Raw genomic sequence first — 25,708 nt, 5'->3', positions numbered from 1 at the left:
TGACCAACCCCTGTTCTCATACAGTGGCAGTAGAAGCATGGACTGCCTGGAGAACGGGGGTTTTATTGTGTTGATTAATGGAGTATTTGAAGGTGGCGGGGTAAAGGGAATTTCACTTGCCGGCGCCGTAAAAGGTGCAGAAGATCACGGTGTTGAGTTTAATCGCGTAGGGGGCACGTCATCGGGTTCCATCGTAGCTGCTTTGCTGGCCGCAGGCTACCAGGCGGAAGAGATGAAAAGCATTATCGAAAATACGCCGTTTGCTTCATTGCTGCGACGTTCTCCCATATTTGATACCAAGTGGATCGGACCTGCAGCAAGGCTGTTTTTGAAAAAAGGACTTTATTCTGGGGAAGCGCTGGAATGCTGGATTCGGGATATGCTGAAAAAAAAGGGGGTTAGGACGTTTGCTGATCTGCCTCCTGGGAAGTTATTAATTATTGCATCCGACATTTCCAATGGCACCATTTTGGTGCTTCCAGATGATATCAAACGATTCGGAATAGATCCTTCGAAAATGGAGGTGGCCAAGGCCGTACGCATGAGTTGCAGTATCCCCTATTTCTTTGACCCGGTAGCCATTCGCAGATCCCCTATCCTGTCTAAAGGTTTACGTTTTGCGGACCAGTTTGTTTACATCGTCGATGGAGCATTATTGAGTAATTTTCCACTCTGGCTGTTTGATGGGGAGCGTACAGAACGTGGAGGAGACATCATCCCTGTAGTCGGTTTTAAAATGGTTGGCAAAACGGAAGGAGAGCCAGCTAGAATCAGAGGGCCACTAAGCATGCTTCAGGCATTGGTTGAAACGATGCTTACTGCTCATGACGAGCGATATATTGAACAGATCAATCGATTCCGTACGGTAAAAATTCCTACCCTTGGGATTAAACCTACGGAATTTAACCTTTCTGTACAGGATAGTACAGCTTTATATCAATCCGGGGTGACTGCCGGTACTGAATTTTTCAGTGGATGGAATACCAAAATATATGGTGAACAGCTGGACAAACAAAAACGAGAGCTAAGAATGAAACAAGCGGAGACACCACCGCTGACTCCTGTATAAAAATGAAAAAGCAATTCTCCGCATATATGGAGAATTGCTTTTCTGTGTGTTGATTCGATATTAGCGCTTTAGTGATACTTAGGTACGTCCTCATCACTTTTACCCTTTTGTCCCTGGATAACCTGAAAAGGATAATCCTTGCGTTTTTTGGAAGAACCGCTGCTTTTTCGAGTACCAGATTGTGCATTAACTTTAGCCATGGTTTTAGCCGATGGTTTGATCTTCGGTGATGATGTCTTGCGTGCCCAACGGCGGGGCGGATATTTATAGAGCAGGAACACAACTCCGAACACGACAAGGGGGATAATAATTCGGGATAGACCTCCATTTCCCAGCCAAGTCAAAATTCCAATAGCAGCGAGTGCGATGAACGTCCAAAATATGATTGCCTGCTTGTTCATATCATTCACCCTTTCACAGGATCAAGTGTTGCAACAGGGACTTCCGATGTGGCGGATACGTTTGCAAGTTTGGCATCCAATTCTCGCATACGGTTAAATGAAGCAATGGATACTTCTACCTGTTCATTCGTTGGTTCTTTGGTTGTCAGCAACTGCAGCCACAGCCCCGGATATCCGAGATAACGAAGTACAGGGATGTCACGTACCGAATTGGTCAATTTCAACAATTCGAATGAAATACCGAGTACTACTGGCAGTAACAGCAACCGCTGTCCCATACGTTCCCATAGGTTATCGTATGTGAAGAGCGAGTACAAGAATACGCCAATAATAACAGTCAGCATAATGAAACTGCTTCCGCAACGATAATGCAAACGGCTATACTTCTGCACATTTTCTGGCGTAAGCTCTTCTCCGGCTTCGTGAGCACTAATGACTTTATGTTCTGCACCATGGTATTGGAACAGACGTTTAATCATCGGTGTCTGGGAGATGAGCCATAGGTAGGCGAGCAGAAGAATGAGTTTAATTCCGCCTTCCAGTAAATTATGCAAAAACTGATTGTCGAATGCATTTTTGAACAGAAAATTCTCAATAACAACGGGCAACAATGTCAGAACAATTTTACCAAAGAGGAACGAAAGTATAGCTACTGCGGTGACACCAATAATCATGCTGAGGCTCCAACCTGAGCCTTCTTTTGCTTTTTGCTTTTCTTTTTCTTCAGGTTCCAGTTCATCATCAGCATATGCGTCAGCAGAATAATTGAGATGTTTGCTTCCTTTGACACTCGAATCTATAATGCTGACAATCCCGCGCAGTAGTGGAATCCGCCGCAATTTTATGACCCAGGACTTGTCTTGCTTGGGAACTTCCAAATACGTAATTTCGCCGTCTTTTCTTCGCACAGCTGTAACGTTGACATGTTTACCGCCGAACATTACGCCCTCAATGACAGCTTGCCCCCCGTAGCTGACAGGCTTGGATTGTTGAGGCAAATCATTCACCTTCCTATTCTGTTCTAAGCCTTCATGTTCGAAGGCAGTTTAATAATCTTATTGTATCGAATTTTGAGAGCAATTTCTAGTTTACGAGTCGTTCCATGGGTGATGTTATTAACTTTGTCCTGATTTGTACATACTACCCGTTAGAGTTAGGACGAAAATGGAGATTTATTCTCCGTTTTGCAAACTGAACGTGAAGGAGAATATCGATGACAGAGTATACGGGTGAACGCACATCCCATAAGGAAAATCAGCCTGTTGACAGAAGTGGGAAAAAGGACCGGGGAAAACGTGCTGCCCAGCGACAAGGCCAGGCACATTATTTCACCAAACCATTCCCTTTTGCAGTGGAGTTAGGTTTTTTCGCAGGTTTTATCTGGGGAGGTTTGCATTGGCTCTTCTATCTGCTTCATTTTACGATTGTGCCACTGGGATTTTTGGCTGAACCATTTTTTAAACACAAATTTATTTATACTGCAGCAGGGCATTTGACCGGCTGGCTGTTTTTTATTGTCTTTTCGGTCCTCGCCTCGTTAATTTACACATACACTTTGAAAAAATGGAAAGGACCGCTTCCAGGCATGGGTTACGGGATATTATGGTGGCTCATTATCTTTGTCCTGGTAGGTCCCAAACTGGAAATGGTGAAGCCTTTAAACCGCTTAACCTGGGATTCAATCATTACAGAATTATGTTTCTTTTTGTTGTGGGGGCTGTTTATTGGCTACACCGTAGCCATGGAGTTTACGGATGAACGGAAACGCGAGCCTGAGCAAGCGGGAGCATAGCCGCAAAAAAGCTTCTCAATCCGGCAATAGCTGTGTTAAAATAGCAGATGGTTATTTGCAGAAAGGGTGGAGCAGCTATGAAACGGATTGTTGTAGTCAATGGCCCGAACCTGAACATGCTCGGTATACGTGAACCCGGCATCTATGGAACGCTTAGTCTGAAGGATATTGAAGACAAAATTCGCAGACAGGCGGAGGAGCTCGGCGTCTCCATCGCTTTTTATCAATCCAATCACGAGGGGGACATCATTGATCGCATTCATGCAGCGATGGGCGATGCTGACGGAATCATGCTAAATGCCGGAGCGCTGACCCATTACAGTTATGCTGTACGTGATGCTATCAATGCCGTAAAGGTTCCTACAGTAGAAGTACATCTATCGAACATTCATGCACGCGAAGCGTTCAGACATCACTCAGTAATTGCTGCAGAAACAATCGGGCAGATTGCCGGATTTGGCGAAGTAAGCTATGAACTGGGGCTGCTGGCTCTCGTGCGTCATCTGGACAAACAAACCTGAGCCGGGGACCCGGGAATGTGAGAGAAAGAAGGGTTACCGATGGAAAACAAACGAGTAAATAAGTTGCGTGAGGCCATGAATAAACATGAACTCACGGCTATGCTGATTACAAATCCGATTAACCGTCGTTATATGACGGGCTTTACAGGTTCAGCGGGATATGTGCTAATTACGGAACAAGAAGCGTATTTGCTTACCGATTTCCGTTATATGACACAGGCACCGCAACAAGCCAAAGGATTTACCGTTGTGGAACATGGACCAAAACCGCTGGAATCCGTACGTGAATTGCTTGCATCGGCGAATATCAAACAAGTTGGTTTTGAGCAGGATCATGTTACCTATGGTACGCACACTGCTTATGCAGATGCACTTCAATCCATTGAATTGAAAGCTGTATCCGGTATCGTGGAACAACTGCGCATATTCAAGGATGAAGATGAAATCGCTGTAATGCAAAGAGCTGCGGATCTGGCAGATGCAACCTTCAGTCATGTTTTGCAATTTGCAAAACCGGGTATGACTGAACGTGAAGTGGATTTGGAGATGGAGTTTTACATGCGCAAGCATGGAGCAACTTCCTCTTCGTTTGACACAATCGTTGCTTCAGGTGAACGTTCTGCTATGCCTCATGGTGTAGCGAGCAGCAAAGTCATTGGACAAAATGAGTTAATTACATTTGACTTCGGTGCGCTTTTGGATGGATACTGTTCAGATCTGACACGTACCATCGCAACGGGCACACCTGTGCCTGAACTGCGTAAAATTTACGATATCGTACTGGAAGCCCAGTTACATACGCTGGCGAACCTGAAACCGGGCATGACCGGCCGGGAAGCAGATGCATTGGCACGTGATATCATTGCAGGGCACGGATACGGAGAGCAGTTTGGACACAGCACAGGCCACGGTCTGGGTATGGAAGTCCATGAGGCTCCTCGTTTGTCCAAGCTAAGCGACGATGTTTTAAAACCAGGCATGGTAGTAACCGTTGAACCGGGTATCTACATTGATGGCCTTGGCGGCGTGCGTATCGAGGATGACGTGGTGATTACCGAGACAGGTATCCACATTTTGACGAATTCGGACAAGAAGTTCACCGTAATCGGCTAAATTACAGCCAACGGTGATATAAGACGATTTTTAATTTATGCTTTTGAATTAAGTAAACTTGGAATTACACAATAACGGAGAGGGCAGAAAAAACCTGAAGAAGTGAAACGCTCGCCTTTATCACCGGATTTCTCCCTATAAGGATAGGGATTAAAAAGAAATCTGGGGATAACAGCGATCGGAAGGTTGTTCTGCCATCGTAGTGGTCTGGGTAATATGAAGGTTTGACTTTTCAAACATAAATTAACTTATCGTCTTATATCACCTACTTTTCAACCATATCAGGAGGGATTTTTTGTGATTTCAGTAAACGATTTTAAAACAGGCTTGACCGTACAGGTAGATAACGACATTTATACCGTACTTGATTTTCAGCACGTTAAACCAGGTAAAGGCGCTGCCTTCGTACGTTCCAAACTGAAAAACCTGCGCAACGGTAACACGGTTGAGAAAACATTCCGTGCAGGTGAAACGATTGGCCGTGCCATCATCGAAAACCGTGGCGTATCCTACCTGTATGCAAGTGGTACAGAGCATACGTTCATGGACAACGAAACATATGATCAGTTCACACTGACGAGCGACCAATTGGAATGGGAATTGAACTTCCTCAAAGAAAACATGAACGTAAAAATCGTTAGCTACCAAGGTGAAATCCTCGGAATCGATCTGCCTACAAGCGTAGAGTTGAAAGTTATCGAAACAGAGCCAAGCGTAAAAGGTAACACGGCACAAGGCGCTACTAAAAACGCAAAAGTAGAAACAGGCTTGAACGTACAGGTGCCATTGTTTATCAACGAAGGCGATGTTCTGCTGATCGATACTCGTGAAGGTAAATACTCTTCCCGCGCGTAACGTTCACACGGTGTAAGCTAAATATAGCGTTATTTCAACCCTTTGCCATTTCTTTGGCAAAGGGTTTTTTCGAAAAAAGATTAGCCTATCAGACGCTTTCGTAATATACTGGGTTAAAGTCATTTTTCGGAGAGAATAATGACGGTGGACATCAATTATGCATACTGCACAAGGTAGGGAGTGGATTTGCGTTGTCATTGTACGTCATGAAATTTGGGGGCAGCTCGGTCGGAGATACAGAGCGCATGAAGCGTGTAGCCGGACGTGTTGTAGAAAAAGCGGATGAAGGACATCAGTGTGTAGTCGTGGTTTCGGCCATGGGGGATACCACGGATGATTTGATTGATCAGGCGAAACAGCTGAACAGTGAACTGCCTGCGCGTGAGATGGATATGCTTTTGACTACGGGAGAACAGATCTCGATTTCATTGTTATCCATGGCAATTCAGGCGCTGGGACGCAAAGCCATTTCATTTACAGGTTGGCAAGCGGGATTCCGGACAGAGCCGGTACACGGCAAAGCGCGGATTAACAATATTCATCCGGAACGGGTGAACCAGGCATTGGCAGAAGGGAACATTGTAATCGTTGCAGGGTTCCAGGGCATGACGGAAGACGGCGAGATTACGACACTTGGCCGCGGCGGATCGGATACAACGGCAGTAGCCCTGGCAGCAGCCATCAAGGCTGACGCTTGCGAAATTTACACGGATGTAGATGGAATCTATTCCACCGATCCGCGTATCGTGAAGGTTGCACGCAAGCTCAAGGAAATTTCGTACGACGAGATGCTGGAACTGGCCAATCTGGGTGCAGCGGTACTGCATCCGCGTGCAGTTGAATACGCGAAGCATTCCGGTGTGCCCTTGATTGTAAGATCCAGCTTTAATCATAATGAAGGAACGGTTGTGAAGGAGGAAGCAACAATGGAACAAGGCGTGGTAGTTAGTGGAATTGCCTATGACAAAAATGTGGCTCGCATCAGTATTCTGGGTGTACCAGATATGCCAGGAGTTCTCGCTGAAGTATTTGGTGCACTTGCATCAGAACAGCTGGATGTCGACATTATCGTTCAAAGCGGTGTAATGGATGGTAAAGCAGACTTTTCGTTCTCTGTTGCGCTGTCTGATCGGGAGAACGCATTGCGTGTCATTGAAGCCCTTCACAGCCGCCTGCCTTACCGTGAAGTTACTTCTGAAGACAATCTGGTTAAAGTTTCGATCGTTGGCGCAGGCATGGTTAGCCATCCAGGCGTTGCTGCGAAGATGTTCAAAGTTATCTCAGGCGAAGGTGTGAGCATTAAAATGGTCAGCACTTCCGAAATCAAGGTATCTTGTGTAATTGATGGAGAGAAGCTTCATGATGTAATCAAGGCACTGCACACAGCGTATGATCTGGATACGGAAGAGCAGGCAGTGATCGGCGGACCGCAAGTCCGCAGATAAAAACCGATATAGTTATAATGACATACCAAAGGTGTACTGTGTATCCCCAATTCGGGATCGCAGTACACCTTTTCAAATTATTTACAGCAATTTAAACAATCGCTCCTTACGCGTTCCTTTGTATGGTTGCATCCGGTTTCCTTCATCCATTTCTGGAACGCACTCCAGCAAGTTCAATTGAGTGCAATACATTACATCATGCATTCTCCCCAGCCTTTCCAGCCTTCGGCCACCCGCGGATACTCTAACCAGATCGGGTAATTTGTCCTCGGCATGAGTGGCAGCCTGATGGAGCACCAGGCCCAGATCGTTCAGCATAATTGGGAAAGGGGATTGTCGGTACAACTCCTCGATGATGCTGCCTGCACACAAACCATCTTCCAGTGCGAACTCATCCTGATCCCCAGCACATAACAATAAGATATCCCGGCGCAGTTCGCACAAAACAGCCGCTACAGCTTTCACATTGAGAAATGAGCCTGCGAACACATGCCTAGCCTTAGATGCCTTGATTAGGGCACGTGTACCATCAGTGGTCGTCAGAATAATGGTTTTACCCGCAATAGTTGGAGTCATATATTCATAGGGGGAATTGCCCACCTCGAATCCAGTGATTTTTTTATCAAAGCGCTCCCCGCCACGAATGGCATTCTTCACGTTCAATTGTTTCGCTTGAGGAACAGTTTCTACAGGAATTACGTCCGTCGCATCGTATGCCAGTGCCGTAACAATCGTACTAGTCGTTCGCAATACATCGATCACAACAACACACCTGCCTGCAATATCCATTCTTCGAACTTCATTCACATTACCTACCACGTCGACTCTCACTCCCCACAACTCCTTTCTGTATTTGGGGATAGGTGGTTCTTACCTTTTTTATCCCGGAATGAATAACACCTGTCTGCAAGCACTATATGCACTTGGATCTAGACGGGTGCCTAGACTGGAACACTAGGTTGATCTATGATTTTTAACTCTCCTCCCTATTTTGAAGAAAATGATAGATTTCAGCGTCATAAATTCAATGTACACACATAAACTTGAGATATGAACAAGCACCAGGAACGCAATAAAACCGAATTCAAGGTTGGAGGGGCCTATTCATGATGGTGAACTGGAAGGATATCTTTCCGGAACCGATTCGAACCATTCTGGGAAGAATGCCGCCCGCTTTATTAGATAAAGTGGAGGAAGTACGTATCCGTGAAGGAAGACCACTGGAAATCAATGCAGGAGACACCTATCACTTCCTCACACCCCAGGGCAGTCCGACTTCGAAGCCTGATGAAGCCTATATTCCCTTAAAAGAGGTAACACACAGGCTGCTGGATCTGATCAGCAATCATTCGCTTTATACATTGGAAGAGGAGCTGCGTAAAGGCTTCATCACCATTCCTGGAGGGCACAGAATCGGACTGGCTGGCCGAACGGTGCTAAGTGGAGGCCGCGTCGAATACCTGCGCGACATCAATGGATTCAATGTCAGGGTGGCCCGAGAGATTCACGGAGTCGCTGATCGGATTCTGCCGTATCTGCTGGACATGAAAAGTGGACAGGTCATGCACACCTTAATTCTTTCACCTCCGCAGCAAGGAAAGACCACTTTACTGCGGGATCTGGCAAGACAGATTAGCAGTGGAACTAAACTTACGGGTGTCAATGAACTTGTTCAGGGCATACGCCCACGTCTAAAGGTTGGCATCGTTGATGAGCGATCCGAAATCGCTGGAAGTTATAAGGGCGTACCCGGATTTGACGTAGGTCCTCGCACCGATGTCATGGACGGATGTCCAAAGGCTGAGGGCATGATGATGATGCTTCGCTCCATGTCTCCCGATGTCCTGATCGTGGACGAGATAGGCCGACCGGAAGATGCGGAGGCGGTCATGGAAGCACTACATGCAGGCGTATCTGTCATCGCTACTGCGCATGGTCGTGATCTGGCTGAGCTTTCTTCCAGACCTGCGCTGAGAACCCTAATCGTCGAGCAGATGTTCCAACGCTATGTCCAGCTGCAACGGACGAGCCGGGGTATGACCTTTCGATTGGCCGATGGCAAAATGCGTGGTCTCCAGCAGACGGAAGTGGGAGGTGAGGCCTTTGGTTAACATGCTCGGTGCCGTCATCATTCTGCTGGCCAGTACCCTCGCCGGATTCTACAAGGCAAGGCAGTATGCCTTGAGGCCAAGACAACTGCGAGAATTAATCGCCGCTCTCCAGCGGTTGATGACAGAGATTAACTACGGGCTGACCCCGTTACCTGATGCCATGGGGAAAATGGGAGCCCAGACCAAAGAGCCTGTTCGGACGCTGTTTCTCCACGCAGCCAAACAGATGGAACCACCTCATGGACACACTGCTCGTGAGAGTCTTCAGTCTGGTATAGAAGAGGCGTGGGGAAGATCAGCCATGAAGGCGGACGAGCGGGAAGTCATGCTGCAATTGAGCTTCAGCCTTGGCACCAGCGATCGTCAGGATCAGACCAAGCACATCTCGTTAGCCATTCAGCAACTTATGCATGAGGAATCCCGTGCCCAAGCCGATCAAATGAAATATGAACGAATGTGCCGCAGTCTCGGGATGCTTGTCGGAGCGTTAATCGTCATTCTGATCTTCTGAAATAGCCGGGATAGTGAGGTGCCAAGGTCATGAATTTAGAAGTGAACGCAATCTTTCAAATTGCGGGCATCGGAATCATTATTGCAATGATTCATACGGTGCTGAAACAAATGGGAAAGGAAGATATGGCTCACTGGGTGACCGTGATCGGATTTGTCGTTGTATTGTTCATGGTGGTCCGTATGCTGGACAGCCTGCTGCAAGAGATCAAATCGATATTTCTTTTTCAATGAAAACGGTCATGAAGCCGGGATGGTGGTGACCTGTGGAAATTATCCAAGTTGTAGGTCTGGCGCTCATCGCAACGGTGCTCATTCTAGTTATCAAAGAACAGAAGCCCATGTTCGCTTTTCTGATTGCTGCTGCAACTGGCATCGTGATCTTCATGCTGCTGATTGGCAAGATTGGCGCGGTAATCGAAGTGTTGAAACGGCTTGCCGAGAATTCAGGTATGGAGAGCATTTATCTAAAAACCGTGCTGAAAATTATAGGCATAGCGTACATTGCTGAATTCGGAGCACAGATTGTCAGGGATGCAGGCCAGGAGAGCATTGCTTCCAAAATTGAACTTGCTGGCAAGGTGCTGATCCTTGTACTCGCGATACCGATCATCAGCATTATTATCGAAACCGTCATGAAGCTGATGCCGGTGTAGAGGGAGGCGTGCGGACTTCATATGAAAATGATGCATCATAAGCCGCAGTGGCGCCTTACCTTTGTGCTGACGCTGTGTTTTCTGTTTGCGATCATGGGACAGGTCGCTGCTGGTTCTCCCTCGGGAGAATGGATGCAGCAGCAAGCTGACCAGCTTCCCAAGGATCAGGTAGAAAAATATTGGGACCAACTCATGCAACAATACGGTGGTTTTTTCCCGGAAGGAAAAACACCTTCCTTTATGGATATGTTAATCCCCGGCAATGAAGGGTTCAGCCTGAAGTCGGTGTTTATAGCGATTGGGACCTTTATGCTGCATGAAATTCTATATAACGGCAAACTTCTGGTCACGATTGTGATGCTAAGTGTGCTGAGTATGATTCTGGAGACGCTACAGACTGCTTTTGAGAAAAATAACATTAGCAAAATCGCTTACTCCATCTGTTACATGGTCATTATTATCATTGCCATCAACAGCTTCAGTGTGGCGATCGGATACGCCAAGGATGCCATTGCCAGCATGATTAACTTTATGATGGCCATGGTGCCCCTGTTGTTTACACTGCTGGCTTCAATGGGAAATGTCATTACTGTTTCTGTGACCCATCCGCTGATCATCTTCATGATTCATCTGGTCGGTACATTGATTCACATGCTGGTATTCCCGTTACTCTTTTTCTCGGCGGTGTTACATCTCGTCAGTTCCTTGTCCGACAAGTACAAGCTTACACAGCTGGCAGACCTGTTACGGAACATTAGTGTGGCTCTGCTCGGTATATTGCTTACGATGTTCCTGGGCGTAATTTCGGTTCAGGGGGCATCGGGCTCCGTAGCAGATGGTGTCAGTCTGAAAGCGGCGAAGTACATCGCAGGCAACTTTGTCCCCATTGTCGGCAGAACCTTTGCGGATGCAACGGACACAGTTATTACAGCGTCGCTGCTGGTGAAAAATGCAATCGGACTAACAGGTGTCATCATTATCTTGTTTTTATGTGCGTTTCCTGCACTTAAAATTCTGACGTTAGCCCTGATCTACAACATCACTGGCGCGATTATGCAACCTCTAGGGGACACGCCGATTGTAGGATGTCTGCAGGCGATAGGCAAAAGCATGATTTACGTATTTGCAGCACTGGCGGCCGTTGGACTGATGTTTTTTCTGGCAATTACGATCCTGCTAACTGCTGGCAATCTGACCGTCATGATGAGATGAGGGGATGCTCAAGAGAAAGGGGCTGGAAGGATGGGGTGGCTGAGCAGCTGGCTCCGTGAATTAATCATGATCGTTCTGTTGGCAACTTTCGTGGATATGCTGTTGCCCAATCGATCCATGGAACGCTATGTCAAGCTTGTGCTGAGCCTTCTTATCCTGCTGACTCTGTTATCGCCCATAACGAAGCTCTTGAAAAGTGATCCGGTTGGCGAGCTCAAACGAGCAATGACCGCTATGGATTCGCCATCCGATGGAAATGCAACACTTGAACAGATTTTGGCTCAGGGGAGGCGATTGCAATCCAATGAACAGGAACAATCACTGCAATGGACAGCCAAAGAGCTGGCTAACGTAATGAAAGGGCAAATTGAAGAAACAACGGGGGAGCGAGTGCAGTCCGTTGAAGTAAAACTCGCGATGGATACAACCAAGCCCGAGACGGATTTGGCCACCTCGGTGGAACTTCCTGTAATCCAGTATGTTCTGGTGGAGATGGCAGGTGAGGCAGCAGGTGGGAGAGTCAATCCCAACACAGGTCAGCAGGAAGCAGCGGCAACTACAACACCAATATTCGGCTCTGACCGGCAATCCCAAACCACTGAATCACCTCCAGTTCAGGAGCCAATCCAGATTGGTCAGATTGAGGTCCCGGATGTACAGATCGAGGTGAACAGCGGCAGCAACCGTGAAAGTAGCGTGAGCAAAGGTAACTCTGACGAGCTCCAAAATGAACAGGAGGCAGACTCCACACCTGTGTCAGGTCAGCAGGCAGAGACAACCTCTCAGCAAGGACAGACGTCCTCCCGGTCTGAACGAGCCGTACAAATAATTACCCTCTTGACAGAGAAGTGGGATATTGATGCAAACAAAGTACAGGTGAAAGAAAAGAAAAGCGCCTCGGCGCTGTAAAAAGGAGGGTAACCGATGAAACAATGGCTCAAAAAGATGGAAAGCTGGCTCGGCGGAGGAGAAGGCGGGCAGCGGCGCAGTCAAACCTTTCGCTGGTTGATTATCCTAGGTTTGATCGGAGTGGGAATCATGTTGTTCAACTCCTTCGTCAATGTTAAAAAGATTGATTCCGAAAATATCGGTCGAGAGCCGCCTGATCCGGCTACATCGATGGCATCCATACAGACGGATCCGACAGAACAGAATCCATTTCAGGCGATAGAGATCGCATTTGAGGACAAGATCAAGGGTGTGCTGGAAAATATCGTAGGTGTGGGAACTGTTGATGTGATGGTTACCGTGGATTCTACAGAGGAGCTTGTTGTACAGCGTAATGTGAAGGATTCGCAGCAGCTCACCGAAGAAACGGATGCAAACGGGGGCAAACGACATATGACGCAATATACCCGGGATGGTGAGATTATCACGTATGAAATATCAGGGGATCAGACACCGATTGTCACGAAAAAACTCAAACCGCAGATCCGGGGCGTGCTTGTCGTTGCCAGAGGTGCAGAGAACAAGGTTGTGAAGGACCTGATTACAGATGCTGTGGAAAAAGGACTGAATGTTGCGGCCTACCGGATTTCGGTTGTTCCGCGCAAGCAGGATTAGTCCAGAATCATGTTTCACAAGATTTGAATGTCATAAGAATGAAGCCAATTCGAGGAGGAAGTTCTAATGAATAACAAACGTCAAACGGTATGGCTCGTATCCATGCTGAGTCTGATGGTCATTTTGTCCGCCTATTACCTGTTCACTGAAGATTCCGGTCCGGTTAATACGCCTGTAGCTGAAAGCACGCAGGTGGATGGTATGAAGCAGGGAGAAGCAAAGGAAACGGCTGGAATCCTTGATCCAACAGAAGGCCTGGTTGTGAATGAAGTGGTGAATGGCGGAGAAGTTACAGGGACTGAGGGAGATCAAACAGCTACTGAATCTGTTGATAATCCTGCGGTTGTAGACGGTAAAGAAGCCGGGGATACCGAGAAATCTCCAGCTGCGGAATCGGGAGAAAAACAAGGTGAAGCTGGTAAAGGCAGTGAAAAAGGTACAAAAGAGGGCACTGAAAAGGGAACAACAACGACTCCTGAGACAAGTACCGGATCCGATGGCAGTGCGGCGAAAACCGACGAGGATGTCCTCAAGGAGATGGAAGAGCAAAATACGGCGGCGTCTGCGAGCAGTCAGTTCCAAAACTACCAGTGGCAGCGTGAAGAGAGCAACAATCGCAAGTATGAAGAACTTATGACCGTTGCGGGTGATCTGAGCAAAACGCCAGAAGAAAACGCCAAAGCAACAGAGCAGCTTCGTACACTGGAAGAAAAAGAAGCCAAAATCAATGGCATTGAAGAAACCCTGTCACAACAGTTTGCCAATGCGATCGTTCAAGAGGATGCCGACAAGTATAAAGTTGTTGTTCTCAGTGACAAACTGGATGTAAAACAAGCGGTTTCCATTGTGGATCTGGTCATGAAAGAACTGGCGGTGTCGCAGAACAAAATCAGCGTACAATACGTGACAGAACAGTAATCTAAACAAGGAATAGCAGCCCCGAGAGCTGGATCAGATCTCGGGCTCTTTCCATTTTTAATGATTATGATATAATACATAAAGCCATATGACCGTCCTAGTGAGACTGGCATGATGCCGAAGGAGTGAATAATGGAAATGTTTAAATTGAGTGAGATCAAAGAACTGATCAAACTGGTAGATGAAAGTTCCGTTCAAGAGTTGGAAATTGAAAACGAAGGATCACGGTTGTCGATTCGCAAACCGGGTAAAACCGAATTTGTTCAAGCAGCCGCTGTTCAACCGCAAATGATTGCTGCACCACAGGTGCAACCGGCTGCAGTGGTGGCTGAGGTTGCTCCGCAAGTTGATACTACAAGCCATTTACATAAAATCGTATCTCCGATGGTGGGTACTTTTTACAGAGCTTCCTCGCCGGAAGCGGGTCCTTTTGTAAGCGCTGGTGATAAAGTTGTTGAGAAAACAACGGTATGTATCATTGAGGCGATGAAGCTGATGAACGAGCTTGATGCTGACATCAAGGGAGAAATCGTTGAAGTGCTGGTTGAGAACGGACAGCTGGTTGAGTATGGACAACCTCTGTTCCTGGTGAAACCGGAATAACGGTTATAGCCACATAACGGCAACTGCATGAGCTTCGAAGGAGGACAATAACGAAATGAAATTTCAAAAAATACTGATTGCGAACCGTGGTGAAATTGCGGTACGTATTATTCGTGCCTGTCGTGAAATCGGCATTTCGACCGTAGCAGTCTATTCGGAAGCGGATAAAGACTCCCTGCATGTTCGTCTAGCAGATGAAGCGTATTGTATCGGGCCTACACTTTCGAAAGACAGTTATCTAAACTTCACAAACCTGATGAGTGTAGCTACACTGACGGAATGTGATGCGATCCACCCAGGCTACGGATTCTTGGCAGAGAACGCTGATTTTGCAGAAATCTGTGATTCCTGCAATATTACGTTCATCGGCCCTTCTCCAGAGGCTATAACCAAAATGGGGGACAAGGCTGTCGCCAAACAAACGATGAAGGATGCAGGTGTCCCTGTAATTCCTGGATCCGATGGTCTTGTCGAAAGCATGGAAGAAGCGATTATGCTTGGCCGGGATATCGGCTACCCTGTTATTATCAAAGCTACTGCAGGTGGCGGAGGTAAGGGGATTCGTATCGCAGAAGATGAAGAAGCCCTGATCAAACAGATTACGGCTGCTCAGCAGGAAGCGCAAAAGGCTTTTGGCAACGGCGGGGTGTACCTGGAGAAATTCCTGACAGGCATGAAACACGTCGAGATTCAGATCATTGCAGACAAACATGGAAATGCAGTGCATTTGGGTGAGCGTGATTGTTCCGTTCAGCGTCGACGTCAAAAGCTGGTGGAAGAAGCACCTTGTCCGATCATCTCTGAAGATGTGCGTACATTAATGGGAGAAGCCGCAGTACGGGCAGCACTTGCCGTGAATTACTCTGGGGCAGGTACACTTGAGTTCTTGCTCAGCCCGAACGGTGAGTTCTATTTCATGGAAATGAATACACGTATTCAGGTGGAACACCCTGTGACAGAAATGGTTACAGGCGTGGATCTGATCCGCGAAATGATCTCCGTAGCTGAAGGGAATCCGCTCTCTTTCCGTCAGGAAGATGTTGTGATTAACGGTTGGTCCATTGAATGCCGTATCAATGCAGAAGATCCAGACCGTAACTTCATGCCATCACCAGGCAAAATTGGTTTCTACCTTGCGCCAGGAGGGCCAGGTGTACGTGTAGATAGTGGAGCTTATCCGGGCTACACGATCTCTCCTTATTACGACTCCATGATTGCCAAACTGATCGTGTGGGGAGCAAATAGGGAAGAGGCTATTGCGAAGATGAAACGTGCATTGGCTGAATTTGCAATTGAAGGCATTTCTACAACGATTCCTTTCCATCAGAAATTGCTGGATCATCCAACCTTCGTTCGTGGAGACTTTGATATCAAATTTCTTGAGGAAAATGAGATTTAAAAGGTATATTGGGCTTGTTTGTCATAATGTAGCCCAAATGATATAGTATGTAATAATAAGAGCGCATGTCTCCTGCAAAGGATAAGCCGCACGTATGCGGATGAAGGTTTGCAGGAGTTCCGGTAAAGCCGGACCGGAAGGGTTCTGAAGGCCAGATTGGTCTGAGTGCCAGCGCCCTGACGGATGGCCGCAAACTTATTTCGCGAAAGGTGTGTTGAACAGTTATGAGTACACTGCCGACAGAATTTGAACGAACGGATATCGGTGAAATCCAGATCGCACCTGAAGTTATTGAAGTGATCGCTGGACTGGCTACAGTTGAAGTAAAAGGTGTTGCAGGCATGAGCGGCGGGTTCGCTGGTGGATTTGCTGAATTGCTTGGTCGTAAAAACCTTTCCAAAGGCGTTAAGGTTGAAGTAGGTCAGCGTGAAGCTGCAGTGGATGTTTCCGTTATTATTGAATATGGATACCGTCTTCCACAGGTGGCTACCGAAATTCAACAGAACGTGAAACGCTCCATTGAGAACATGACCGGATTGAATGTGAATGAGGTTAATGTACACATTCATGATGTTCAGTTCAAAAGCACTGAAAAAGTGGAAGAAATCGACCTGAACAGTCAGCGCGTAAAATAAAAGAAGACAGATTCCCCCGGCATCACTGCCGGGGGTTATCCCGTCTTGGACAGGTCTTTGAGCAAGCGGAAACGTGCACCTGAGGATCACCCTTTTGCCAATGGGCAGGTTAAGCAATGTTAGTGAGCAAGGGAGGCTGTGCAGTTCGTGGCTAAAATACTGGATCGGCTTCTGTTGTTTATATACAGCATAAGCGTTGGAGCAATATCGGCAGCGGTTATACTTCTTATTAGCGGTGTGCTGCCATACGAATTGAATTACCAGCAGGAACAGAACGTCATTATTGCGGCGGTTGTAGCCGCAGCGATTTTGTTTATCCTGAGTTTGCGATTTTTCTACATCTCGGTTCGGCGTGATCGTGCTTCATTGCCATCTGTAGATCAGCGTACCGAATATGGTGATGTGCAGATTTCGATGGAAACGATTGAAAATCTCTGTCTCAAAGCAACATCACGTTTCCGAGGTGTACGTGATGTCAAAGCTCGCATTCGTGTTGTTGAATCCGGACTGGAGATTATGATCCGCGCGGTAGTGGATGGCGAGACCCCAATTCCGACGCTGACAGCCGAACTGCAGAAGGCTATACATGATCATGTACAGGAGATTACGGGTATCCCGGTTTCTTTTGTCACCGTGTATATTGCCAACGTTACCCAGTCGCCTAACTACAAGAGTCGAGTGGAATGAGGTGAGTTTCACTGATGCTGTGGAGAGAGATTTGGGATAGTCACAGAGGCCGAATTATCGGCATTGCCTTTGGCATCTTTTTTGGTTTTCTTTATGTGTGGATCGGTTTTTGGGATATGTTGTTCTTTGCACTCTTGGTGTTCATCGGTTATACGTTAGGCAGACGAAGCGACTCGAAGCTGGGCTCGTTCATTCCCTGGAGGGAATGGGGGCAATGGCTCGGTGATCGCTGGCGTCCCTTTAAGTGAGCCACCTGAACCCTGCAATATGTTTCTTCCGAAAATAGAGCTGTAGTTTAGGTTGCCCGTTTTTTGGAGGAAACGATTGCAGGTTTTTTTGTGAAAAGGGATAACAATATAATAAGATCTCTGATTCCATCAAAGATTTTATATTTTAAAATAAGCATGATGACGCTCTATAGAGAGCGCTGCAGGAGGCAGGACATGAAAAGACGTTTGGCAAGGGAAATTGCAGTACAAAGTCTGTATCAGATGGAAATGAATGAAGTTGGCGCAGCTGAAGCCGTGAATATGCTGATTAATGAAGCCGCTGAAGATAATGAAACCGAAGTGGTTATTCATGACGCAGATGTGATGCGTTCCTACGTAACTGAAATTGTACAGGGCGCATGGAGTCATAAGGACGCTATTGATGGATTACTCGTCGACTATTTGAAAGGCTGGCAGATTAGCCGTTTGTCACGTGTAGACCGCCAGATTTTACGGCTTTCAACGTATGAGATGGTGTTCCGTGATGATATCCCGGCAAAAGTATCCGTCAATGAAGCGATTGAATTGTCCAAGTATTTTGGCACCGATGAATCCGGCAAATTCGTCAATGGTGTACTCGGGCGCATGATTCAGGAAGTCGACACCATCAAAGCAAAACTATCTTAAGTTACAATTAACTACAGTGCGTGTTCAAAAAGACCGATTTTCAGTACCGAGAAGATGGGATGAAGCTAGAAATGGAGTAGCGGAGCGTAGGGAAAACTACGTGAGCAACGGACATTTCGGCTGAATTTCATATTCGATGCTGATGATGCCGATAGGCATCCTTCGTAATCAAAAGCAGACTTTTTGAACAACCTCTAAAAATATGTTCACATAAGGGAGAGAGAGTACAGTGACAGCAACTATTATTAACGGTAAAGAAGTGTCCCAGGAGATTCGTGCAGGCATCACTGCAGAAGTAAAGCAGCTTAGCGAACAGGGGGTAATACCTGGTCTGGCTGTTGTGCTCGTCGGGGAAGATCCGGCATCCCAAGTATATGTGCGTAATAAAGAAAAGGCATGTCATGATCTTGGCTTCTATTCCGAAGTTCATCGTCTGGATGCAGACACATCCCAAGAGGATTTGCTTGCTCTGGTGGACAAGCTGAACAAACAGGAATCCATTAATGGCATTTTGGTTCAGCTCCCATTACCGAAGCATATTGAAGAGAAAGCGGTTATCGATGCGATCGCCGTGGACAAGGATGTGGACGGATTCCACCCGGTTAATGTGGGTAACCTCGTTATTGGTGATGACAGCCTATTGCCGTGTACTCCTGCAGGCGTGATCGAACTGATTAAGCGTACGGGTCTTGAAATGTCAGGCAAACATGCCGTAGTCATCGGCCGCAGCAACATTGTTGGTAAACCGGTATCCTTGCTGCTTCAACGTGAGAACGCAACGGTAACGATGTGTCATTCCCGTACAGCAAATATGAAAGAGATCACTCGTCAGGCAGACATTCTGGTAGTTGCTATCGGACGTGCAAACTTTGTGGATGCCGATTTCGTCAAACCGGGTGCCGTTGTAATTGATGTTGGAATGAATCGTCTGGAAAACGGCAAACTTGCAGGGGATGTGGATTTTGAAAGCGTGAAGACGGTGTCTGGTCCAATTACACCCGTTCCTGGTGGCGTTGGTCCAATGACGATTACGATGTTGATGCAAAATACACTGATCGCGGCCAAACGCGCTCACGGATTGGCCTAGGTCGAATCTGTGGCAGATCAAAAGATCTACTCCATCAAAGACCTAAACCGATACATCCGGATGAAACTGGAATCGGATCAGGTCCTGTCGGATGTATGGCTGCGCGGAGAGATTTCCAACTTTACACATCATTCCAGCGGTCATATGTATTTTACATTGAAGGACAAGGATAGCCGGATTAAATCCATTATGTTTGCATCCCATAATCAGCGATTGCCCTTTGTACCGAAGGAGGGTGCGAGGGTTATTGCTCGTGGTAATGTATCGGTATATGAGCGGGACGGACAATATCAATTCTACGCCACGCACATGCAGCCGGACGGTATTGGTAGTCTGTATTTGGCCTATGAGCAGCTGAAAAAAAAGCTGGAGGACGAGGGATTGTTCTCTGCATCACGAAAAAGGCAGATTCCCCGTTTTCCGCAGACGATTGGTGTGGTCACTTCACCTACAGGTGCAGCGGTAAGAGATATTATGATTACGTTGCAACGCAGATATCCTTCTGCTCAAGTGATTCTGTATCCAGTACTCGTTCAAGGTAAAGGTGCAGCTCCGTCAATTGTGAAGGCCATCAACAATCTGAATCGTATGGGCGAAGCCGATGTGTTGATTGTCGGACGAGGCGGCGGATCATTGGAGGAGTTGTGGGCTTTTAATGAGGAGATTGTGGCAAGAGCGATTGTAGGCTCGGCCATTCCCGTGATCTCAGCAGTTGGGCATGAAACGGATTTTACGATTGCCGATTTTGCTGCTGATCTTCGTGCAGCAACGCCTACGGCTGCTGCTGAACTGGCGGTACCTAATAGAGCTGAACTGCTTGATCAGATTGCTCAGCGCCAGCGTCAGCTGCAGCACAGTTTACGCCAGCGTGCTGCCCATAATCGGGAGCGACTTGTCAGATTACAACGCTCGCCTGTACTAGTGCACCCAAGACGTACTTTAATGCAGCATACGGAACGTCTGGATATGCTGCAACAGCGTCTTCTGCGAACCGTAAATACACGCATGAAATGGACAGCTGAGAAGCAGGAGCGTCTGCGTGCGGCCCTGCAGCGGTTTAATCCTCGTGATCAGGTGAATGCAGCGAGGCGGGAGAATGCATCAGCCCGGCGTCAGCTGGAGGTTGCGATTCGATCCATTACGAGAGCGAAGCAGCAGCAGTGGAAATCATCTGTGCGGCATCTGGATGCACTCAGCCCTCTCAAAGTCATGTCACGTGGATACAGCCTCGTATATGACGAACAGGAACAACAATTGATTAAATCAATCAAGGATGTTCAGCCTGGAGATTCAATCAAGATTAAATTAACAGACGGACAGCTGGACTGTCAGGTTTGGGGAATGAAGGAGGACGACAATACCGATGGCGAATGAACCGGAATTGAATTTTGAAGAGGCAATGGCGGCATTGGAAGACATCGTAGGTCAGCTTGAGCATGGTGATGTTCCATTGGAGCAGGCCATCGATTTGTTTCAGCGCGGGATGAAATTATCACAACTTTGTGGGCTGAAGCTGGAACAAGTGGAACGCAAGATCGAAATGATCGTAGAAGAGGATGGGGAACTTCGCAAGAAACCGTTCGGCACTGCCGTCGACGAAAGCGGTGAAGTCAATGAGTAATCGTCCTTCGTTTGCAACGTATCTTGAGGAAGTCACAGCTGAAGTGACAGGAGAGTTGAAGCAGACTCTTCCTGTTCACTGGGATGTGCCTCAGTCACTGGTTGACGCGATGCAGTATTCACTTATGGCCGGGGGCAAACGCCTTCGTCCACTTCTGGTCGTTGCTGCGGCGGAAGCCTTCGGTGCACAGCGTACAGCTGCTTTGCCGGTAGCCTGCGCCGTGGAGATGGTTCATACGTATTCGTTGATCCACGATGACCTGCCTGCCATGGATAATGACGACTATCGCAGGGGAAAATTAACGAATCACAAAGTATTTGGTGAAGCAACAGCGATATTGGCTGGCGATGCGCTGTTAACTCATGCTTTTTATAGTATCGTTCAGGCAGGTCGTCGGAGCGGTGTCCCAGCAGATGCATTGTTGTCCATTGTAGAGGAATTGTCCGAATTGGCTGGAGCAAGGGGCATGGTTGGCGGACAAGTGGCTGATATGGAAGGGGAGCAGGGCATGACGGATCTTGCCCAATTGCAATACATTCATCTGCACAAGACCGGAGATTTAATTGTGTTTTCCCTTATTGCTGGAGCTCGTATTGGTGGTGCGACAGAAGGACAATTGGAAGCGCTGCGCGTGTTCGGCAGAGATCTGGGGCTGGCTTTCCAGATTCAGGACGATATTCTGGACCTGACGGGTGACGAACAGAAAATGGGCAAGAAGACGCAAAGTGATGTGAATCAGCAAAAGGTCACTTACCCTTATTTTATTGGTATGGATGCATCGCTTCAAGAGGTGAAGTCTCTTACGCAATCAGCGAAAGATGCACTTGATAGAGCCGGATTACCGGATCCTTCCAGACTGATGGAGATTGCAGATTATCTGATGAGTCGAGATCATTAATTTTGGTGTTGAGTGTCACTGTTTCAAATCAACCAGATTTGTGTAATCCATTTAATGTGTTTTTTCTGGCTTATTGAAGACAGTCTGTCCCAAATGATCTTGGGAATACATATTGAGGAAGATCATACGAACGATGCTGGCGAAAATGCTCGTGATCTGGAGTATAGTGCCGTAAATTATGATTCTTGTTCTTTTATGTTATAATGTTTTAATGTCATTTAATAAACTGTGTATATATCGTTTACAAATCAATCAAACAATCTAGGAAAGCGGGGAGATTCTCGTGCTGCTTCCACAAATTAAACAACCCAGTGATCTGAAGTCGATGTCTCAGGATGATCTCGTTCTTTTGTCGGCAGAGATCCGGCAGTTTCTGATTGAGAAGCTGTCCGTTACAGGGGGCCATCTCGCACCCAACTTAGGAGTGGTTGAGCTCACGGTAGCCCTGCATTACTGCTATAACAGTCCAGTGGACAAAATGATTTTCGATGTAGGGCACCAGGCATATGTGCACAAGGTTCTAACGGGGCGGATGGATCGTTTCGATACACTTCGTCAGCATAATGGCCTGTGCGGATTCGTTAAACGTAACGAGAGTGAACATGATGTATGGGAAGCCGGCCACAGTAGTACATCCTTATCTGCTGCAATGGGCATGGCGCTTGCACGTGATCTAAAGGGTGAAGATAATCAGGTTATCGCGATGATTGGGGATGGAGCGCTTACAGGTGGTATGGCCTTTGAAGCTCTAAATCACATCGGTCATGAGCAGAAAAAGCTGATGGTCATCCTCAATGATAATGAAATGTCCATTGCTCCGAATGTCGGGGCTATGCATAAATATTTGAGCAAAATCCGTTCGGATCGCCATTATTTGAAAGCCAAAGATGACGTGGAAGGAATACTCAAAAAAATTCCTGCCATCGGGGATCGTTTGGCGAAATCGGCGAGCTGGATTAAAGATAGTGTCAAATACATGATGGTTCCTGGAGTTCTGTTCGAAGAGCTTGGTTTTACCTATTTGGGACCCATTGATGGACACGACATCCCTAAATTGATCGAAACGTTCAAACAGGCCGATAACGTGGATGGTCCTGTAATGGTTCATGTACTGACAACCAAAGGTAAAGGCTATCAACCAGCTGAGGCCGATTCACACAAATGGCACGGAATTTCTCCGTACAAGATTGAATCAGGTCAAGTGCTTAAAGCTGTAGGCAAACCAATGTATACAGAAGTATTTGGTAAAACTTTGATTGATCTTGCCAAACAGGATAAACGAATTGTAGCGGTAACTCCAGCCATGCCGACAGGTTCAGGCCTCATTCCTTTCAGTAAGGAATTCCCAGATCGAATGATTGACGTGGGGATTGCTGAACAGCATGCCGCAACCATGTGTGCAGCACTGGCGATGGAAGGGCTAAAGCCGGTATTTGCCGTCTATTCAACGTTTATGCAACGTGCATATGATCAGATTGTACATGATATTTGTCGTCATAACGCCAATGTTATGTTCGCGATTGACCGTGCCGGATTTGTCGGGCCGGATGGCGAAACGCATCAGGGTGTGTATGATGTGGCGTTTATGCGTCATATTCCGAATATCGTACTGATGATGCCGAAGGATGAGAATGAACTGCGCCATATGATGAAAACGGCGCTTGAATATAATGAAGGTCCAATTGCTTATCGTTATCCACGGAACAATGTTGTAGGCGTGCCTCTTGACGATGAACTCATTCCGATTCCAATTGGTACATGGGAACAGCTTCGTCCATCTGAAGGTTATGCTATTATCGCTTCGGGATCGATGGTACAGCTTGCTGAAGAAGCTGCAGAGACGGTTAAAAGAGAAGGGATTACAGTTGGCGTAATTAACGCCCGGTTCCTTAAACCGCTTGATGAGCAGATGCTGCGGGATCTGGCAGTTCGGGGCACGAAGTTAATCGTGCTTGAAGAAGCGTCACAAGCAGGCAGCATGGGCAGTGCAGTTCTGGAATTTTACGCTGAACAAGGCCTGCATGATGTTCAGGTGCAACTGATGGGTATCCCGGATCGATTCATTGAACATGGCAGTATTGAGGATCAAAGAGCTGAAGTGGGCCTCACGGTTGAGAATGTAAGCTCGGAGCTGCGCAGCATGGCGGCCCAATCTTCATATGGTATGTCCAGAACTCGATTCCCTTCATGACTGGAACAATCAGAGAAACTGGAACACCTTATTGATTAATTAGGATTACTACATGATAGGAGAAAGACATGTCACTCCCGAAAGAACGAATTGATGTTCTGCTGGTTGAACAGGGATATTATGAAAGTCGTGAGAAGGCAAAAGCTGCAATCATGGCTGGACTGGTATATGCCAACAATGAGCGGATTGAAAAAGCGGGCATGAAGATTCCACGGGAAGCCGAACTGAAAGTAAAGGGTTCAGTACATCCCTATGTCGGTAGAGGCGGATTAAAGCTTGAAAAAGCGATTCGTCACTTCGATCTCGATATGAATGGACTTGTGATGCTCGATATCGGTTCATCCACTGGTGGGTTTACCGATTGTGCCTTACAACATGGTGCATCTCACGTATATGCCATTGATGTAGGTTATAACCAGCTGGATTGGTCGCTGCGTAATGATGAACGGGTCACTGTAATGGAAAGAACCAATTTCCGTTATGTGACTCCAGAAGATCTGCATGGTCCTACGCCGAATTTTGCGAGTATCGATGTATCCTTTATTTCGCTGAGAATTATTTTGCCTCCATTGCTGGTACTTCTAAAGCAGCCGGCAGACATTGTAGCGTTAATTAAACCCCAGTTTGAAGCAGGACGTGAAAAAGTAGGCAAGTCTGGCGTCGTTCGTGATACTAAGGTTCACAAGGACGTTTTACAGACGATGCTTCGTTTCGCCAATGAACTTGGATTAAAGCTGAAAGGTTTAACATTTTCGCCGATTACTGGCGGAGAAGGCAATATCGAATTTCTTGCTCACTGGCGTCTGGAAGAACCAGAGGCAACACAACAAGAGAACGTTCAGGCTTCGCTGGATGCACTTGCGGATCAAGTTGCAATGGAAGCGGCCCATACTTTTACAGGAAACTCATCATAGGATGGGTTTCTTTTCGCTGGAAAGGTGAATTCTAAAGGAAATCGGTTGTCGAATCTCGAATATGTCTTCGAGGTGAGCGATGATGGATGGGCAATATGACACAATTGTTATTGGTGTACTTGCTGTCTGCTTGATTATATGGCTGTTCTTTGGCTTTCGTAATTGGGTTAATCGTCCGATTCCGGTAAGCTTGTCGGGTATGCAACTGAATTCAGAAATTCAGGATTCACCGGCAGTGGATTTGCTTGAAGCGGAAGGATATGAAGTCATCGGAGGTAGAATGAAAATTCCTTTAGCCTTTGAAGTGGATGAATCCGTTTATTACAGCAGGCTGTTCATTGATTATGTAGCAGAGCGTGATGATGAGAGATATCTGGTGAAGACTTCCCGTCGCAGACAACCTCTTGAACTTAGCGGGCCGTCCCTGCGAGATCGCTTCCTGTATTATTTATTGTTATACCCCGGCTGTGAAGGGTTGCTGTATGTGGACATGGAGGAATCGGATATCAAGGTAATCAGGCTCATGGACTATCAGGAAGATGTATACGATGGAGATGATCTGGACTAAGGGTTCTTAGGGACTGTAAAGTTGTTTATATAATGAATGACGA

The 25,708-nt window shown here is 46.9% G+C and carries 30 protein-coding genes; 27 read left to right on the top strand and 3 right to left on the bottom strand.

What is annotated here, in order from left to right:
- Positions 1 to 67 precede the first annotated feature (67 nt).
- Positions 68 to 1,069, top strand: coding sequence for a patatin-like phospholipase family protein (locus tag MHB49_RS23270; RefSeq protein ID WP_405153173.1), 1,002 nt, complete (start codon positions 68 to 70; stop codon positions 1,067 to 1,069).
- A gap of 68 nt (positions 1,070 to 1,137) precedes the next feature.
- Here MHB49_RS23270 and MHB49_RS23265 read toward each other — a convergent pair whose 3' ends face one another.
- Together MHB49_RS23265 and MHB49_RS23260 are read right to left on the bottom strand one after the other, a co-directional pair.
- Positions 1,138 to 1,470 carry a hypothetical protein gene (locus MHB49_RS23265; protein ID WP_247898340.1) on the bottom strand — a complete coding sequence of 111 codons (333 nt, stop codon included), beginning with the start codon at positions 1,468 to 1,470 and terminating at the stop codon, positions 1,138 to 1,140.
- Between the two features lie 5 nt (positions 1,471 to 1,475).
- Complete coding sequence (locus MHB49_RS23260) at positions 1,476 to 2,468, bottom strand: DUF1385 domain-containing protein (RefSeq protein WP_405153172.1); 993 nt, start codon at positions 2,466 to 2,468, stop codon at positions 1,476 to 1,478.
- A gap of 215 nt (positions 2,469 to 2,683) precedes the next feature.
- Between MHB49_RS23260 and MHB49_RS23255 the strand changes: the two genes are divergently transcribed.
- From MHB49_RS23255 to MHB49_RS23235, 5 genes are all read left to right on the top strand, one after another.
- A complete protein-coding gene (locus MHB49_RS23255; protein ID WP_405153171.1) occupies positions 2,684 to 3,262 on the top strand; it encodes a YqhR family membrane protein in 579 nt (192 codons plus the stop codon).
- A gap of 77 nt (positions 3,263 to 3,339) precedes the next feature.
- Positions 3,340 to 3,783, top strand: a complete 444-nt coding sequence (gene aroQ, locus MHB49_RS23250) for a type II 3-dehydroquinate dehydratase (protein WP_405153170.1) — start codon at positions 3,340 to 3,342, stop codon at positions 3,781 to 3,783.
- A gap of 39 nt (positions 3,784 to 3,822) precedes the next feature.
- Positions 3,823 to 4,896, top strand: coding sequence for a Xaa-Pro peptidase family protein (locus MHB49_RS23245; protein ID WP_247898337.1), 1,074 nt, complete (start codon positions 3,823 to 3,825; stop codon positions 4,894 to 4,896).
- 297 nt (positions 4,897 to 5,193) lie between these two features.
- Positions 5,194 to 5,751 carry an elongation factor P gene (efp, locus tag MHB49_RS23240; protein WP_024631007.1) on the top strand — a complete coding sequence of 186 codons (558 nt, stop codon included), beginning with the start codon at positions 5,194 to 5,196 and terminating at the stop codon, positions 5,749 to 5,751.
- A gap of 191 nt (positions 5,752 to 5,942) precedes the next feature.
- Entirely contained in the window at positions 5,943 to 7,196 is a 1,254-nt protein-coding gene (locus MHB49_RS23235; RefSeq protein WP_247898336.1) for an aspartate kinase, read from the top strand.
- Positions 7,197 to 7,277: 81 nt separating this feature from the next.
- On the opposite strand, the gene MHB49_RS23230 is transcribed toward MHB49_RS23235, so the two are convergent.
- On the bottom strand, positions 7,278 to 8,027 hold the full coding sequence (locus tag MHB49_RS23230; protein ID WP_405153169.1) for a 2-phosphosulfolactate phosphatase: 750 nt from the start codon (positions 8,025 to 8,027) through the stop codon (positions 7,278 to 7,280).
- A 275-nt stretch (positions 8,028 to 8,302) separates the two neighbouring features.
- Here MHB49_RS23230 and spoIIIAA point away from each other — a divergent pair, with 275 nt between their 5' ends.
- The 21 genes from spoIIIAA to MHB49_RS23125 all read left to right on the top strand — a co-directional run bounded on the left by spoIIIAA (position 8,303) and on the right by MHB49_RS23125 (position 25,665).
- The gene (spoIIIAA, locus tag MHB49_RS23225; protein WP_063565693.1) at positions 8,303 to 9,307 is read left to right on the top strand and encodes a stage III sporulation protein AA; all 1,005 of its coding nucleotides are present in this window, start codon (positions 8,303 to 8,305) and stop codon (positions 9,305 to 9,307) included.
- Entirely contained in the window at positions 9,300 to 9,818 is a 519-nt protein-coding gene (gene spoIIIAB / locus MHB49_RS23220) for a stage III sporulation protein SpoIIIAB (RefSeq protein WP_090900804.1), read from the top strand. The genes spoIIIAA and spoIIIAB overlap by 8 nt, the downstream gene beginning before the upstream one ends.
- A gap of 29 nt (positions 9,819 to 9,847) precedes the next feature.
- The gene (gene spoIIIAC / locus MHB49_RS23215; RefSeq protein WP_017687585.1) at positions 9,848 to 10,051 is read left to right on the top strand and encodes a stage III sporulation protein AC; all 204 of its coding nucleotides are present in this window, start codon (positions 9,848 to 9,850) and stop codon (positions 10,049 to 10,051) included.
- 32 nt (positions 10,052 to 10,083) lie between these two features.
- On the top strand, positions 10,084 to 10,473 hold the full coding sequence (spoIIIAD, locus tag MHB49_RS23210; RefSeq protein WP_017687586.1) for a stage III sporulation protein AD: 390 nt from the start codon (positions 10,084 to 10,086) through the stop codon (positions 10,471 to 10,473).
- A gap of 21 nt (positions 10,474 to 10,494) precedes the next feature.
- Entirely contained in the window at positions 10,495 to 11,685 is a 1,191-nt protein-coding gene (gene spoIIIAE / locus MHB49_RS23205) for a stage III sporulation protein AE (RefSeq protein ID WP_405153168.1), read from the top strand.
- Positions 11,686 to 11,715: 30 nt separating this feature from the next.
- Positions 11,716 to 12,594: a stage III sporulation protein AF gene (spoIIIAF, locus tag MHB49_RS23200; protein ID WP_405153167.1), complete on the top strand. Its 879-nt coding sequence runs from the start codon at positions 11,716 to 11,718 to the stop codon at positions 12,592 to 12,594.
- A 15-nt stretch (positions 12,595 to 12,609) separates the two neighbouring features.
- Positions 12,610 to 13,248: a stage III sporulation protein AG gene (gene spoIIIAG, locus MHB49_RS23195; protein WP_247898331.1), complete on the top strand. Its 639-nt coding sequence runs from the start codon at positions 12,610 to 12,612 to the stop codon at positions 13,246 to 13,248.
- 66 nt (positions 13,249 to 13,314) lie between these two features.
- Positions 13,315 to 14,166, top strand: coding sequence for a SpoIIIAH-like family protein (locus MHB49_RS23190; protein WP_405153166.1), 852 nt, complete (start codon positions 13,315 to 13,317; stop codon positions 14,164 to 14,166).
- Between the two features lie 138 nt (positions 14,167 to 14,304).
- Entirely contained in the window at positions 14,305 to 14,769 is a 465-nt protein-coding gene (accB, locus tag MHB49_RS23185) for an acetyl-CoA carboxylase biotin carboxyl carrier protein (RefSeq protein ID WP_405157222.1), read from the top strand.
- A gap of 55 nt (positions 14,770 to 14,824) precedes the next feature.
- Positions 14,825 to 16,168 carry an acetyl-CoA carboxylase biotin carboxylase subunit gene (accC, locus tag MHB49_RS23180; RefSeq protein WP_405153165.1) on the top strand — a complete coding sequence of 448 codons (1,344 nt, stop codon included), beginning with the start codon at positions 14,825 to 14,827 and terminating at the stop codon, positions 16,166 to 16,168.
- A 224-nt stretch (positions 16,169 to 16,392) separates the two neighbouring features.
- Positions 16,393 to 16,803: an Asp23/Gls24 family envelope stress response protein gene (locus MHB49_RS23175; RefSeq protein ID WP_024630996.1), complete on the top strand. Its 411-nt coding sequence runs from the start codon at positions 16,393 to 16,395 to the stop codon at positions 16,801 to 16,803.
- Between the two features lie 147 nt (positions 16,804 to 16,950).
- Entirely contained in the window at positions 16,951 to 17,490 is a 540-nt protein-coding gene (gene amaP / locus MHB49_RS23170) for an alkaline shock response membrane anchor protein AmaP (RefSeq protein ID WP_090900785.1), read from the top strand.
- A 14-nt stretch (positions 17,491 to 17,504) separates the two neighbouring features.
- Complete coding sequence (locus MHB49_RS23165) at positions 17,505 to 17,738, top strand: DUF2273 domain-containing protein (protein ID WP_247898327.1); 234 nt, start codon at positions 17,505 to 17,507, stop codon at positions 17,736 to 17,738.
- Between the two features lie 195 nt (positions 17,739 to 17,933).
- Positions 17,934 to 18,386 carry a transcription antitermination factor NusB gene (nusB, locus tag MHB49_RS23160; RefSeq protein WP_247898326.1) on the top strand — a complete coding sequence of 151 codons (453 nt, stop codon included), beginning with the start codon at positions 17,934 to 17,936 and terminating at the stop codon, positions 18,384 to 18,386.
- Between the two features lie 229 nt (positions 18,387 to 18,615).
- Complete coding sequence (gene folD / locus MHB49_RS23155) at positions 18,616 to 19,473, top strand: bifunctional methylenetetrahydrofolate dehydrogenase/methenyltetrahydrofolate cyclohydrolase FolD (RefSeq protein ID WP_405153164.1); 858 nt, start codon at positions 18,616 to 18,618, stop codon at positions 19,471 to 19,473.
- Between the two features lie 9 nt (positions 19,474 to 19,482).
- Positions 19,483 to 20,847: an exodeoxyribonuclease VII large subunit gene (xseA, locus tag MHB49_RS23150; RefSeq protein ID WP_405153163.1), complete on the top strand. Its 1,365-nt coding sequence runs from the start codon at positions 19,483 to 19,485 to the stop codon at positions 20,845 to 20,847.
- Positions 20,837 to 21,094 (top strand): exodeoxyribonuclease VII small subunit, encoded by a 258-nt coding sequence (gene xseB / locus MHB49_RS23145; protein WP_024630990.1) that lies wholly within the window; start codon positions 20,837 to 20,839, stop codon positions 21,092 to 21,094. Before xseA ends, xseB begins: the two co-directional genes overlap by 11 nt.
- Positions 21,087 to 21,992, top strand: coding sequence for a polyprenyl synthetase family protein (locus MHB49_RS23140; protein ID WP_247898324.1), 906 nt, complete (start codon positions 21,087 to 21,089; stop codon positions 21,990 to 21,992). The genes xseB and MHB49_RS23140 overlap by 8 nt, the downstream gene beginning before the upstream one ends.
- 283 nt (positions 21,993 to 22,275) lie before the next feature.
- Positions 22,276 to 24,183, top strand: a complete 1,908-nt coding sequence (gene dxs, locus MHB49_RS23135; protein WP_405153162.1) for a 1-deoxy-D-xylulose-5-phosphate synthase — start codon at positions 22,276 to 22,278, stop codon at positions 24,181 to 24,183.
- 68 nt (positions 24,184 to 24,251) lie between these two features.
- Positions 24,252 to 25,097 carry a TlyA family RNA methyltransferase gene (locus tag MHB49_RS23130; protein WP_247898322.1) on the top strand — a complete coding sequence of 282 codons (846 nt, stop codon included), beginning with the start codon at positions 24,252 to 24,254 and terminating at the stop codon, positions 25,095 to 25,097.
- Between the two features lie 79 nt (positions 25,098 to 25,176).
- Positions 25,177 to 25,665 (top strand): hypothetical protein, encoded by a 489-nt coding sequence (locus MHB49_RS23125; RefSeq protein ID WP_405153161.1) that lies wholly within the window; start codon positions 25,177 to 25,179, stop codon positions 25,663 to 25,665.
- The last annotated feature ends 43 nt before the right edge of the window (positions 25,666 to 25,708 follow it).

It is taken from the genome of Paenibacillus sp. FSL K6-0108, assembly GCF_045040695.1.
In the GTDB taxonomy this organism is placed as follows: Bacteria; Bacillota; Bacilli; order Paenibacillales; family Paenibacillaceae; genus Paenibacillus; species Paenibacillus pabuli_B.
This window is presented reverse-complemented; position numbering and strand designations above follow the sequence as displayed.